This window comes from Vibrio sp. YT-19(2023) (genome assembly GCF_033337395.1).
The window spans coordinates 78,167-90,673 of record NZ_JAWOQN010000012.1; the positions used below are offsets into that span (position 1 = coordinate 78,167).

13 protein-coding genes are annotated in these 12,507 nt (G+C 45.2%); 12 read left to right on the top strand and 1 reads right to left on the bottom strand.

Annotation, left to right across the window (positions count from 1 at the left end; genetic code table 11):
* The first annotated feature begins 85 nt into the window (after window positions 1-85).
* Both R7E78_RS11205 and R7E78_RS11210 read left to right on the top strand, forming a co-directional pair.
* A complete protein-coding gene (locus R7E78_RS11205; protein WP_165401636.1) occupies window positions 86-709 on the top strand; it encodes a tetratricopeptide repeat protein in 624 nt (207 codons plus the stop codon).
* 42 nt (window positions 710-751) lie between these two features.
* Entirely contained in the window at window positions 752-1,306 is a 555-nt protein-coding gene (locus tag R7E78_RS11210; protein ID WP_130545101.1) for a hypothetical protein, read from the top strand.
* Between the two features lie 129 nt (window positions 1,307-1,435).
* Here the strand turns inward: R7E78_RS11210 and nrfA are convergent, their stop codons facing one another.
* On the bottom strand, window positions 1,436-2,863 hold the full coding sequence (nrfA, locus tag R7E78_RS11215; protein ID WP_262640457.1) for an ammonia-forming nitrite reductase cytochrome c552 subunit: 1,428 nt from the start codon (window positions 2,861-2,863) through the stop codon (window positions 1,436-1,438).
* A 450-nt stretch (window positions 2,864-3,313) separates the two neighbouring features.
* Here nrfA and nrfB point away from each other — a divergent pair, with 450 nt between their 5' ends.
* The 10 genes from nrfB to R7E78_RS11265 all read left to right on the top strand — a co-directional run bounded on the left by nrfB (window position 3,314) and on the right by R7E78_RS11265 (window position 12,500).
* Window positions 3,314-3,916 carry a cytochrome c nitrite reductase pentaheme subunit gene (gene nrfB / locus R7E78_RS11220; RefSeq protein ID WP_262640456.1) on the top strand — a complete coding sequence of 201 codons (603 nt, stop codon included), beginning with the start codon at window positions 3,314-3,316 and terminating at the stop codon, window positions 3,914-3,916.
* A gap of 1 nt (window position 3,917) precedes the next feature.
* The gene (gene nrfC / locus R7E78_RS11225) at window positions 3,918-4,604 is read left to right on the top strand and encodes a cytochrome c nitrite reductase Fe-S protein (protein ID WP_086046905.1); all 687 of its coding nucleotides are present in this window, start codon (window positions 3,918-3,920) and stop codon (window positions 4,602-4,604) included.
* On the top strand, window positions 4,601-5,572 hold the full coding sequence (nrfD, locus tag R7E78_RS11230; protein WP_025767279.1) for a cytochrome c nitrite reductase subunit NrfD: 972 nt from the start codon (window positions 4,601-4,603) through the stop codon (window positions 5,570-5,572). Before nrfC ends, nrfD begins: the two co-directional genes overlap by 4 nt.
* A gap of 9 nt (window positions 5,573-5,581) precedes the next feature.
* Window positions 5,582-7,489 carry a heme lyase CcmF/NrfE family subunit gene (locus R7E78_RS11235; protein ID WP_151514965.1) on the top strand — a complete coding sequence of 636 codons (1,908 nt, stop codon included), beginning with the start codon at window positions 5,582-5,584 and terminating at the stop codon, window positions 7,487-7,489.
* Window positions 7,467-8,000, top strand: a complete 534-nt coding sequence (locus R7E78_RS11240; protein WP_025767281.1) for a DsbE family thiol:disulfide interchange protein — start codon at window positions 7,467-7,469, stop codon at window positions 7,998-8,000. Before R7E78_RS11235 ends, R7E78_RS11240 begins: the two co-directional genes overlap by 23 nt.
* Complete coding sequence (nrfF, locus tag R7E78_RS11245) at window positions 7,987-8,397, top strand: heme lyase NrfEFG subunit NrfF (protein ID WP_262640455.1); 411 nt, start codon at window positions 7,987-7,989, stop codon at window positions 8,395-8,397. The genes R7E78_RS11240 and nrfF overlap by 14 nt, the downstream gene beginning before the upstream one ends.
* A 146-nt stretch (window positions 8,398-8,543) precedes the next feature.
* On the top strand, window positions 8,544-8,720 hold the full coding sequence (locus R7E78_RS11250) for a hypothetical protein (protein WP_020480909.1): 177 nt from the start codon (window positions 8,544-8,546) through the stop codon (window positions 8,718-8,720).
* Window positions 8,721-8,991: 271 nt separating this feature from the next.
* Complete coding sequence (locus R7E78_RS11255) at window positions 8,992-9,588, top strand: GTP cyclohydrolase II (RefSeq protein ID WP_025767283.1); 597 nt, start codon at window positions 8,992-8,994, stop codon at window positions 9,586-9,588.
* A 174-nt stretch (window positions 9,589-9,762) separates the two neighbouring features.
* Window positions 9,763-11,025, top strand: a complete 1,263-nt coding sequence (locus R7E78_RS11260) for an imelysin family protein (protein WP_262640454.1) — start codon at window positions 9,763-9,765, stop codon at window positions 11,023-11,025.
* Window positions 11,026-11,117: 92 nt separating this feature from the next.
* On the top strand, window positions 11,118-12,500 hold the full coding sequence (locus R7E78_RS11265; RefSeq protein WP_064368586.1) for a di-heme oxidoredictase family protein: 1,383 nt from the start codon (window positions 11,118-11,120) through the stop codon (window positions 12,498-12,500).
* Window positions 12,501-12,507 lie beyond the last annotated feature (7 nt).

Below are 12,507 nucleotides of genomic sequence, written 5' to 3' on the forward strand. Positions count from 1 at the left end.
GTTGCTCGGCTTTTTTGTATCTGTATCAACGCATTTAAAGTAAGAAATGCGTACACTGACGTTATCTTTGTTTATGGGACGTGTTATGTCTGTTTGGTTTTTCGCTGCCATCACTCTAATGGGGTTGTTTATCGTACTCTTATCACTGAGTGCATCAAAAGTTAAACCTGCTCAATGGTTTGGCTTTTGCCTGTTAGTACTTGTCGTGACGAGTGCCAGTTTCTTATTGCTGCATCAAACTCCGCCTAAACCAATACAAGCGGAAATGTCACGAATGATGACTGCTCGTGACATCATGAAAGAGATTCAAGACCAGTTGCGAGAGGATCCAAACAACGCTGAATTGTGGTTCCAACTCGGGCAGGGCTACCTGCTAGAGGGTGAATTTGACGGTGCGTTGATTTGTTTTGACTACGCGATCCAACTGACTGAACCTGTCAGTGCCACGCAACTTGCTGCAAAGGCGACCACTTTATACTATATCCACCAACAATCTATGACGCAAGAAGTCAGCCTGCTTCTGGAACAAGCTCTACAGATAGAACCGCATAATGAAGCGGCTTTGTCTTTGATCGCAAATGACCATTTTCTGTCATTCCGCTTTCAGGAAGCGATTGATGCCTGGGTACTATTATTAGATTCTGATGATCCAAATTTAGATAGGGTGCAAATCATTAACTCTATTAACAAAGCAAAAGAGCTATTGTAAGCGTACAATTTAACAAGCAATAGAGAGAAAGGTGGGCAACGAATGAAAAATAAAGCACTAAGCATATTGGTTTTGCTGTGCGGCTCTGTATTGGCGGGTTGTAGCTCTTCCGATCATTCTGGCTCTTCCTCTACGGTTTATTATTCATCGGGTTACTACGACCCGTGGTGGTACGATCATGACGACTACTGGATTTATTACTATCCGGGCTGTTGCGACAACGACGATGAATACAAAGAGAAACTGGAAGAGTGGTGGAATGGTTTAGATGAAGACCAACAGCAATCCATCAAAGACAAAGTCGAAGATTGGAAAGACGACGATATGTCCGCCAATATCGATAACATGAAACGCCAACTTGACGATCATTGGCAATCACTGCCTGACGAGCAAAAGCAAGAGATTCGAACCAAATGGGAGAATCGTCCGGAGCATATTGAACCAGCGACTTTACAAGGCAAGGCGGTGAAAGAAAAGGTTCAACAAAGAAAAGCATTACCGGAAACGAAGATCCAGCGCCCAGTTGCTCGCCCAAATGTGCAGATGCCTAAAGCACGTCCAAATATTCAACCTAGACCTAGGCTTCCTCGTCGCTAGTACATTCGATTTTGTCTCTCGATAGAATCGGGGATGAAGAAATAAAGATAACAAAGAAACAAATAAACAAAAAAAGGGGCGTTTAGTACGCCCCTTGTTGTATCTATAAGTTAACCGTTGCCAGTTAGACTAATACGTGGCTTCGCGTTCAGCTGCTGCTTTATCCCACTCTGGCGCTACTGTTTCTAGGAAGTGTTTCTTGTCTGCGTTCATCTTATCCATATCCATGCCCAGTGCTTGTTGTGCTTTCGCTTTGGTCGAGATATCTGGAATTTGAACAGGGTCAGTAATGCCTTTGGTTGCCAGTAAACGAACTAATTTGGTACGGGCGTCAGCAGCGCGGTCAACTGCAGTACCTAGTATTTCAAGTGCTACCTCAGGAGCATGCATGTGAACACCGTGAGAAGCAATCGCGTAGTCCCAACGCCATTGTGCATGGCGAATATCTTGTAGGATAGGTTCCATCTCTGCTTCTGTTGCACCTGCTTTCCACGCTGCGCCTGCTTCAAAGTGTGCCGCTACGATTTGCTTCTCGGCGGTTAGCTTCATGTTCAGTACTTGCGCTTTGCGAGTCGAGACGATGCCTTGTAGCTGCTCTTTAGGTTGGGTATGGCATTGCGCACAGGTGTCTTCAAAACGATCAAATGGGTTACCCACTTTGTGGTCTGTGTAGACTGTACCGTCTTCTTTGGTCACTTTAGGCATGTGGCAGTCCACACACACCACTTTGTTTTTGCCATGAATACCCGCTCTCCAAGTTTCGAAACCTGGGTGTTGTGCTTTTAGCATCGGCGCTTTAGATACGGCATGCGTCCAATCTTTGAAATTCAACGCGTCGTAGTATTTCTCCATGTCATTAACGGTGGTGCCCATGTCCCATGGGAACTTAACCGCTTTAGTCGGGCCGGTGAAGTAGTATTCAACGTGACATTGAGCGCAGACCGATGCTTGCTTATCTAGGCGAGATTGTTCATCAAAGTTTTTACCAATAGTATCAAAAGCACGCTCGACGTATGGGCGAGTCAGTGCCAGCGCGGGTTCGCCTTTCTTGAAGGCTTCAGAGCCCGTGTTGTGGCAATCGGAACAACCGATAGGGTTGACGATTTCTGAGCCTAAGCGTGCCCATTTACCTTCGAAATAACCGTCTTCACCACGTTCATCAATCACGCGAGCAACGTCTGGGCTTTTACAGCTCCAGCACGCCATCGGCATAGGCCCGGACTTCTCGTCGGTTGGTGCGCCAGTACGTAAGGTTTGGCGAACATCATCAAGTGCGTAAAAGTGACCGCGCGCTTTGTTGTAGTCTTTCGCGAAGCCATAACCAGCCCACAGGATAACCATGTTTGGGTCTTCACTTAGAGCATCTTCAATGTGCTCACTTTCGGATGTTGCTTTCCAAGAATGGTATTGATCAGGGTGGTTCTGTTCAAAGACATCGTTACGAGGATCGATAAAATCCTTCTCTTCTGCCGCTAACGGAGCGCCAACCAAAAATAATTGGCTGGCGAATAAGGTCGCAACCGCAATAGGTGCGCTCATCCAGTGTTTTATGCTCACAGTGTTATCTCCATATTCGTTTTTATTAGCAGCGTTGTGAGGAGCTATTCCAAATAAGAACTGGAGATCTACGATTAATAATATTGCTTAATTGGATAGATGAAATAGAGAGTGAATCTTGTCTTGTTTTAGATCAATTTACACCAGTGATCTCAGTCATGTTTGAATTTATATACCTCTAAAGTGGTAGTTGTTAAGTCATTGTTCTACAATGCTTTGGGTTTTTAACCTTTTTAAAAATAGGGTGATTTGGTTCGCTTTTTGAGCAGGTGTTTCTACCCCTTATGAATAATAGAGGTATTATAAATATAGGTTTAGCGTTGTGGCTTTCCGAAATAAGAATTGATGTCATTTGAAGATCTAAAAAATATCTTCAGAGGAAATTAATTGTCGCTCAAATAAATAATTGAGAATAGTTATCAATTATTATCGAGCTAAGGAAAGAACAATATGGGCAATATAAAATTGACCATAGAGACAATGCTGAAACTTCTCTTCGTCTTTGCCATCTATGGTTTCTCCATCGCCGCCCATGCGACTTCTTCAGAGCCGATTGAAGGTGCTCAAGCTGAGCGTCATCAAGTCGAGTTGATCCGTGACCGTGACTACAAGTGTCTGCAATGTCATAAGGATGCAAAAGAGACTCTGAACCTTTCGCATGACCCGCAAGCTCTACTCAGCCAAGGGAAGCAACTCAATTGCACTAACTGCCATAGCAACATCGGCCCTGATCACCGTGAAGGCGCGCCTGATGTGATTAAGTTTTCTGCCGCGCAATCGAAAGAGGTACACGACAAAGTGTTCCTTGATCCAAGCATGATTCTTAAAGCCAACAGCCGATGTGTGGATTGCCATGCACCGACACAACTGAGAGAAAGCCACTGGACGCACGATGTGCACGCCAAAAACCTCACTTGTTCAAATTGCCACGATGTACACGCAGCGAAAACCAAAGCGTTGTCGTACGACAGAAAACAACTGATCAAGCAGTGTGTGGATTGTCACTCTGAATTTGCCGTCGAACCTGAACTTGCCAAAGAAGAGGAGAGATAGCATGAAATGTTCGAGAAGAAACTTTTTAGCCGGCAGCGGCGCGTTGATTTTAACTACAGGCGTTGCAGGCACTTCCGTTGTTAGCTCCTCTCTTTATGCCAGCAACCGTGAACAAGCGAAACGCATGGGTATGGTTCATGATGAAAATGCCTGCATTGGCTGTACCGCTTGTACCGATGCTTGTCGCGAAGTAAATAAAGTCCCTGAAGGCGTGACCCGACTTAAAATTCATCGCAGTGAACCGATTGGCGAATTTCCAGATGTGGAATACCAGTTTACTCGCGAATCCTGTCAACACTGTGATAACCCTCCATGTGTATACGTTTGTCCAACAGGCGCTGCATACAAAGATGAAGCGACCGGCATCGTGGATGTACACAAAGAGAAATGTGTCGGATGTGGTTATTGCCTTGCTGCTTGCCCTTACCAAGTGCGCTTCTTTAATCCAGTCGATCACTCTGCGGATAAATGTAACTTCTGCCGTGATACCAACCTAGCGCAAGGTAAGCAGCCAGCTTGCGTGGAATCTTGCCCAACAAAAGCACTCATCTTTGGTGATTTGAATGACCCAACTAGCGAGGTGAGCAAAGCTATCGAAAGCCATGTTGTCTATCGCGATAAATCGCATTTAGGTACGCAACCTAAACTGTACAAAATTCCGCATAGCAAAGGGGAGGTGTCATCATGAACGGCTTCGAAAGTGTATTCCACTTTGACTCGTTAGTCTGGGATTGGATCATCGCGATTTACTTATTCCTTGCTGGGATGTCAGCGGGTGCGGTGATGATTTCAATCTATTTAAAACGCAAAGTGATTGAAGGTGATCCCGCAAAAAACGGCATCATGAAAGCGATGGCTTGGCTCGCACCATTTGGCATCATTGCTGGGTTGGTAATTTTGATTTTCCATTTAACCAAGCCTTTAGAGTTTTGGAAGATCATGATCTACTACAACCCAACGTCTGTGATGTCGATGGGCGTGATCTTGTTCCAAGTGTACATGATCGTGTTGTTTGTTTGGATTGGCGTTATCTTCCGCCATCAAATCATCAGCTTCTGTGAAGGGAAGTTACCAAGCAAACTGCTGGATTTTGCCGATGGCATTTTGATTAAGGCGGGGAAAGCCAACAACGCAATTGAATTGTTCTTGGGCTTCTTAGCCATCGTGCTTGCAGCGTACACTGGCTTTCTATTGTCTGCGTTGAAGACTTACCCAATGCTAAACAATCCAGTACTGCCAATCTTGTTCCTGTTCTCTAGTTTGTCCTCGGGCGCAGCAGCATGCTTGATGTTCGGCATCTTGGTGTTTAAAGAGTCGACCTGCAGCCCAAGTGTGTCTTGGGTGCACGGATTTGAACGCCCAGTAGTGTTGTTTGAGTTGTTTGTCTTAGTGACATTCTTTACTGGACTGATCTTCAGCGGTGGTCAGAACGAAGTCGCGGCTTGGAATGCTATTTCGAGTGGATTCTGGGCTCAATGGTTCTGGGTTGGCGTAGTGTTCATCGGCATGATAACGCCTTTGACTCTCAATTGGTTAACGCCTTCAGAAGTGCGCCACAAAGGCAGTTACGTTTTTGTGGTCACGACGTTGAGCTTGGTTGGCGTACTTATGCTGCGTACTTTCATTCTCTATGCCGGTCAAATGACCGTAGTGTAAGGGGGATAAATGGAAGCTGAGCTAGGGTTCTTCTTACTGATATTGGTGGCTGTAACATCGACTTGTGCATCGTTGCTGCATTGGCTACGTCGTGCTATGGGTAAGAAGGCGACATTGCCGCATCAAGTCGCGATGTCCCACATCATTAGCTTAGCTTCCATCATTTGTTTAGCACTTCTGATCGTCTGCTTCGTGCAAGACAACTTCGCGTTGGAATATGTTGTTACGCATTCCAACAGTCAACTTCCCGTAGCATTCAAGATTGCTGCCGCTTGGGGCGGGCACCAAGGCTCCATGTTGTTTTGGGTCGTCACCTTGAGTTTATGGGCGTCGTTTATTGCATTTAAGTCACCGCTCAACGCCCAATATACTTGTGACTGTTTAGGAATCATGAACGTTCTTATTGCGACATTTGCTTGGTTCACGTTAATGACCTCTAACCCGTTCGAGTATGCCCAAGTATTGGCGTCGGAAGGACGAGATCTAAACCCAATGTTGCAAGATGTTGGGCTTATCATTCATCCACCATTGCTTTATCTCGGTTATGTCGGTTACGCAGCAATATTAGCTTTTGCATTAGCTGCGCTATTGGGTAAACAACCGATGAGCGATTGGTATGTGGTTGCTCGAAGCGCAGCGTTTTTTGCTTGGGGAACGCTCACGTTGGGTGTCTTGGTGGGATCATGGTGGGCGTACAATGAGCTAGGGTGGGGCGGCTGGTGGTTTTGGGACCCTGTGGAGAACGCTTCTCTACTGCCTTGGCTTACTGGTACTGCTTTGTTGCACAGCGGTGTTGTCGCAACACGTAACAGAGGCGCAATTTGGAGCACCTATGCACTGGCGTTTGCTACGTTCAGCCTAAGCATTTTAGGGACATTCGTGGTGCGCTCTGGCGTGCTGACTTCAGTGCACGCTTTTGCGGTGGACCCAACTAAAGGTTTGGTGCTGATTGGTGTATTGAGCTTGCTTGTCATCATCACTTTTGGCGTATTGATTTTGCGAGGAGAACAACTCCCTCGCTTCAAACTTCAATCTCTAGCGAGCCGAGCTTACACTGCTTACATCGCCAAAGGGCTGCTGGTTATTGCGACTGCTATCGTTTTTCTTGGCACTTTTTATCCGATGGTTTATCAACTGCTCGGTTTAGGAAACATTTCAGTTGGCGCACCTTATTTTAATAGTCTGATCTTCCCATTAAGCATACTGGCTCTGATTGCCCTAGCTTTCATGCCGCTGCTGAAATGGACAAAAGGCACAGTGCCGAGTGTAAGCGCTGATATTGCGATCAGTATTGCGTTATCTCTTGTCTCTGGGAGCGGGTTTATCTTCTTAGTGCACGCACTGCATTTCGAAGTATTGCTAACCATAACGTTGGCTACTTGGGTGATTGTGGCGCATCTCGTTATGCTGTTTCGTTGTTCCAATAAGCGCAAACTCATGCCAATCGTGATGGCACATATCGGTTTTGCGCTGGCGGTGAATGGAGCTGTATTCAACAGTCACTACTCATATGAACACAATTTACGTGTCGAACCCGGCAGTTCTCAACAAAGGGCGGGGATCACTATCGATTATCATGGTATCGAATGGCTAGTGGGGCCAAACTACACCGCGGAACAAGGACAGATCACCTTGCACTTGGAAGATGGCCGCATGCTCAATTTCAACCCGCAAAAGCGTCATTACCCTGTGCGAGTGATGAATATGACCGAGCCTGCGATTCGTTCACTATGGCATGGCGATTATTACGTGACATTGGGTGACAAAGTCGATACTCATGCTTATGCGATTAAAGTTCAGTACCGCGCAGGTATTTGGTGGATATGGTCTGGCGGGCTACTAGCTGTGTTTGGTGCGCTATTAACCGGCCTAAAGAAAAGGAGAGAGGCTATCAATGCGATCGAGAAATACGCTTAAACTCGCAGGTCTGTTTGTGGCTGTTGCCGTGTTTGCTGTAGTAACTGCGGTGGCTTTGTCTGAGCGACCACATGTTGAATTGTCCCCACAACGAAATTTAGAGACACCTAATTTTCGCTCTACTTCTCTGATCTCTGATGACATGGTTTCTGAGCAGTTGTTCAAAAGCGACGGATATAAATTATTGAATGTTTGGGCATCTTGGTGCGGAGTATGCAAACGAGAGCATGAAGAATTATTGCAGTTAGCAGAACTCGGTGTGCCTATTATTGGGCTGAATTATAGAGATCAAAAACAAGCCGCTCGTGAATATTTGAGCTCTAAACGAAATCCATATATTGAAGTAATTAGTGACCCTAATGGAAAGCTCGCTGTGGAGCTAGGTGTTATCGGAACGCCGGAAACTTACTTGATTGATCCAAATGGTCGTATATTGATCAAATATCGTGGAGAGCTAACGGCAGATAAATGGAACGATATATTTTCAGGATACTTGAATGTTTCGATTTAATAATCTTCTCCTCACTTTAATCCTATTTATACTATTTTCTCCTTTCACGAGAAGTGCGGATATAGAACAGAATGTTGATCTGTTTGAATTTAATTCTGTTGAAGTGCAACAGCGTGCAACCTCGTTAGCCAAGACATTACGCTGCCCGCAGTGTCAAAACCAAAACCTTGTCGAGTCTAATGCACAAGCGGCTAAAGACCTGAGGTTGAAAGTGTATACGATGGCCAATGAAGGAAGCTCAGATCAAGAAATAAAGGACTATCTAGTTGCTCGTTATGGGAATATTGTTCTGTATCAACCACCATTAAATTATTCCACGGCGCTGTTGTGGATCTTTCCTGTGCTATTTTTGATCTTTTTTGTCTTATATTCGATCCGAATGGTGAAGCGTAATTAATGTGACCGTTATTCCACTATTAAAAATAAATTGTGCACTTAACAAGCAGAATGTTATCATTTTTCCGAATTTATGAAGTTTCCAGTATAAAGGAAATAAAAATTTTGAGCTGGATAAGTAATAAAAGAACGAAATAGGTGCACGCAGTGGATTCAGTTATATTACAACTTAAAAAAGACTTCTATTCGCAGATTCGTGCATTGCAATCACCGAACCTGCCTCAAGTTACTTCAACGCTCGCCGTGTTGACCGACGAGGAAATCCAAGAACTCGAAGCAGTTTGGATTGAACTCGCCGTTTGGAAGCGCAGTCAGACCCATTAAAAGATAGACCAAACGACCTTCTTGAAACCCCAGACAAAATTTGTCTGGGGTTTTTTATTGTAGTTTTTTTAAATTGTTATAATATAACAATTGTTCAGTTGGAGAGTGTTTCTCTTTTGCTGTCTTGAGTGGATAACTGCCCTCAATTGTGATCTCTATATTGCAAAATGCGGTATCAGTCCCCATAGTTGAAGAGCAACGAGTAAATCCCATGAATGCAATAACGAAAACGCATCAAGCGCATCAAGCAATAAATCGAGTGAGTATAGATATGGCGGAAGTACGTGCCAGAGTAGATTTTAAAGTCGGGGCAAAAAGTAACATTGATGCCGAAATTCTGTCTTTCCATGGTCTGAAGACAGACAAAGAGCATGTTGCTATTATCTTTAAACAAGCGGACCAAACTCAGGACATGCCTTTAGTTCGTATGCACTCTGAGTGTTTGACAGGCGATGTGTTCCACTCTTCACGCTGTGACTGTGGTGAGCAACTAGAAGAGACGATCAATCGCATGGGCGAGTCCGGTGGTATCATCTTGTATCTCCGTCAGGAAGGTCGTGGTATTGGCTTGTACAATAAGATCGATGCATACCGCTTACAAAGCCAGGGCATGAACACGTACGAAGCTAACAACCATTTGGGCTTTGATGATGACCTGCGTGATTTCACAGAAGCAGCACAAATGCTAGAAGCTTTAGGCGTGAATAAGATCCGCCTCGTGACGAACAACCCTAAGAAAATTCGTGAGTTATCTGAGTACGGAATTGAAATTGGCGAGGTTGTCAATACCTCTGCACATATCAAAGATGGCAACGAAAATTATCTGAAGGCAAAAGTCTCTCACGGAAAACATGACCTAAAGGTTTAATCCTAAAGATAAAACTGACAATAAAGCCCGTGAAAAACCTCATTTTTATGAGGTTTTTTTGTATCTGGAGTTGCAAATAAATTGTAAATTTGTATTATCTCGAGACTAAAGTGCAAATAAGAATAATTAGCACTACTAATACGATAATTGAAAAGCTCAACAAGGATGCTTCAGATGAATGCAAAAAAAGTTTTAGTCCAATCTATTGCTGCATCACTCCTCATTGCCAGTGGTTCTACCGTTGCTGCCACAGTAACTAAACAACAAGTAGTCGAACATTACGCGGACGTTGCCCATGCTGTGTTTGCTGATTCAGTAACAACAGCGAAGGCGCTTGACGTAAAAATCGACGAATTTCTAAAATCACCATCAGCGAAAAAGCTTGAAGAAGTAAAACAAGCTTGGCTAGATTCTCGCGTGCCTTACCAACAGTCTGAAGTTTTCCGTTTTGGTAACGCGATTGTTGACGATTGGGAAGGTCAGTTAAACGCGTGGCCACTTGATGAAGGTCTGATCGACTACGTAGCAGCGGACTACCAATACGAATTGGGTAACGAAGGTGCGGCTGCAAATATCATCGCAAACACAAGTCTGCAGATTGGTGCTTCTAAACTGGACGTTTCAAAAATTACGCCAGAATTACTAGCAGATTTAAACGAAGTAGGTGGTTCTGAGGCAAACGTTGCATCAGGTTACCACGCGATTGAATTCTTGCTTTGGGGCCAAGACCTAAACGGCACTAACGCAGGCGCAGGTCAACGCGCTTACACTGATTTCGTTGTGGGTTCTGAGTGTACGAATGGCTATTGTGAGCGTCGTGGAGAGTACCTAAAAGCAGCCGCTGATCTACTGGTTCAAGACCTTGAGTGGATGGAAAAGCAGTGGTCTGCTGAAGTAAAAGGTAACTACCGTGAAGAGCTACTGAACGACTCAGCGGACAATGGTCTACGTAAGATGCTATTCGGCATGGGTTCTCTTTCTCTAGGTGAGCTAGCGGGTGAGCGCATGAAAGTGGCACTAGAAGCGAACTCAACTGAAGACGAGCACGATTGTTTCTCAGACAACACGCATAATTCTCACTACTACAACGAGCAAGGCATCTACAACGTTTACACAGGTACATACAAAGGTGTAAACGGCAAAGAGCTATCTGGTCCAAGTATTGCTGATCTTGTTGCTCAAAAAGATAAGAGAGCCGCGACCGACATTCAAAAGCAGTTTGATACAACACGTAGCCAAGTTGGTGAGCTAGTGACTTCTGCAGAGAAGAACAACCAGCACTTTGACCAACTTATTGCAGCGGGTAACGCACAAGGCAACGCGCTAGTAAACGACACCATCATGTCGTTGGTAGCACAAACCGGTGCGATTGAGCGTGCGGCAAGCATTGTCGGCATCGACAGCCTAAGCCCTGATACTGCTGACCACGAGTTTTAATAAGAAAACCATAATAAATAAGGGCTCTTTGTGAGCCCTTTTGACGTTTGAGCTCGTTGTTATCACCCTTGTTGTCTATGTAGAGCAATGATATGAAGCCATACCTAATTTCTGCGCTAGCCGCGATCCTTTCTTCTTCTGCCATGGCTTATGATGTTAAGTCTGGTGGCAAAACCAGTGTTAAAAAAGACGGCGCGAATGCCTATTCTCTTCCTGCTGCTAACTTGCCAATGAGCAAACGCCTCGATTTTAGCGTCGGTAACAGCTTTTTCCGCAACCCTTGGGTACAAGCGCCAGCGTCAACAGACGCTCGTGATGGCTTAGGCCCGCTTTTTAACACCAATGGTTGTCAGAATTGTCACATCAAAGACGGTCGTGGTCATCCGCCAGAGAAAGATGATTTACATGCAGTGTCTATGTTAGTGCGCTTAAGCATTCCTGCGATGACGCCAGAACAAAAGAAAGCTTACATCAAAGATGGCGGCATACCTGAGCCGACTTATGGTGGCCAGCTTCAAGATTTCGCCCTGCAAGATCAAACGCCAGAAGGCAAAATCGAAATCACTTACACCGATGTCCCAGTGAAATTTAAAGACGGTACGACGGTGACGCTAAGAAAACCTCATTTGAACATTACCGATCTGGGTTACGGCGATATGCACCCTGATACCGAGTTCTCAGCACGCGTGGCACCGCCAATGATCGGCCTTGGTTTGTTAGAGAGTATTCCCGACGAAACGCTACTTGCTTGGGCTGATGAACAAGATGCCGACAAAGACGGTATCTCAGGCAAAGTCAATAAGGTGTGGGATATTGAGAAGGACGACTTCTCGATTGGTCGTTTTGGCTGGAAAGCAGGACAACCGACGCTAATGCAGCAAAATGCAGCAGCATTTAATGGTGATGTGGGTCTTACGAGCCATTTATTCCCAAATGAAAACTGTACCTCGAAACAAAGCATTTGTGACGACATGCCAAATGGCGGCAAACCAGAAGTGAGTGAAAATATTCTCGACTTCGTAGAGTTTTACAGCCAGCACTTAGCTGTACCTATTCGCCGTAATGTCAATGGCCCTAACGTGAAACTTGGTCAGCAAATCTTTGCTGCGTCTGGCTGTGAAAGCTGCCACAAGACCAGTGTTAAAACGGCGAAACGACCAGAGTTACCAGCGCTTTCTGAGCAGCTTATCCACCCATACACCGACATGCTTTTGCATGACATGGGTGAAGGCTTAGCCGATAACCGTCCGGAATATCAAGCAAACGGCCGCGAGTGGCGAACAGCACCGCTATGGGGCATTGGTTATACCGAAGAAGTAAACGGACACACTTACTTTCTACATGATGGCCGCGCTCGTAACCTGATGGAAGCGGTGTTGTGGCACGGCGGCGAAGCTGAAACGGCGAAACAAAACGTCTTAGCACTGAACAAAAAAGAACGTGACGCATTGATTGCGTTTCTGAATTCTCTATAAGGAAGCA

Coding starts and splice junctions, on each gene's coding strand:
- R7E78_RS11205 (WP_165401636.1), top strand. CDS start 86: ATGTCTGTTTGGTTTTTCGCTGCCATCACTCTAATGGGGTTGTTTATC.
- R7E78_RS11210 (WP_130545101.1), top strand. CDS start 752: ATGAAAAATAAAGCACTAAGCATATTGGTTTTGCTGTGCGGCTCTGTA.
- nrfB (WP_262640456.1), top strand. CDS start 3,314: ATGGGCAATATAAAATTGACCATAGAGACAATGCTGAAACTTCTCTTC.
- nrfC (WP_086046905.1), top strand. CDS start 3,918: ATGAAATGTTCGAGAAGAAACTTTTTAGCCGGCAGCGGCGCGTTGATT.
- nrfD (WP_025767279.1), top strand. CDS start 4,601: ATGAACGGCTTCGAAAGTGTATTCCACTTTGACTCGTTAGTCTGGGAT.
- R7E78_RS11235 (WP_151514965.1), top strand. CDS start 5,582: ATGGAAGCTGAGCTAGGGTTCTTCTTACTGATATTGGTGGCTGTAACA.
- R7E78_RS11240 (WP_025767281.1), top strand. CDS start 7,467: ATGCGATCGAGAAATACGCTTAAACTCGCAGGTCTGTTTGTGGCTGTT.
- nrfF (WP_262640455.1), top strand. CDS start 7,987: ATGTTTCGATTTAATAATCTTCTCCTCACTTTAATCCTATTTATACTA.
- R7E78_RS11255 (WP_025767283.1), top strand. CDS start 8,992: ATGGCGGAAGTACGTGCCAGAGTAGATTTTAAAGTCGGGGCAAAAAGT.
- R7E78_RS11260 (WP_262640454.1), top strand. CDS start 9,763: ATGAATGCAAAAAAAGTTTTAGTCCAATCTATTGCTGCATCACTCCTC.
- R7E78_RS11265 (WP_064368586.1), top strand. CDS start 11,118: ATGAAGCCATACCTAATTTCTGCGCTAGCCGCGATCCTTTCTTCTTCT.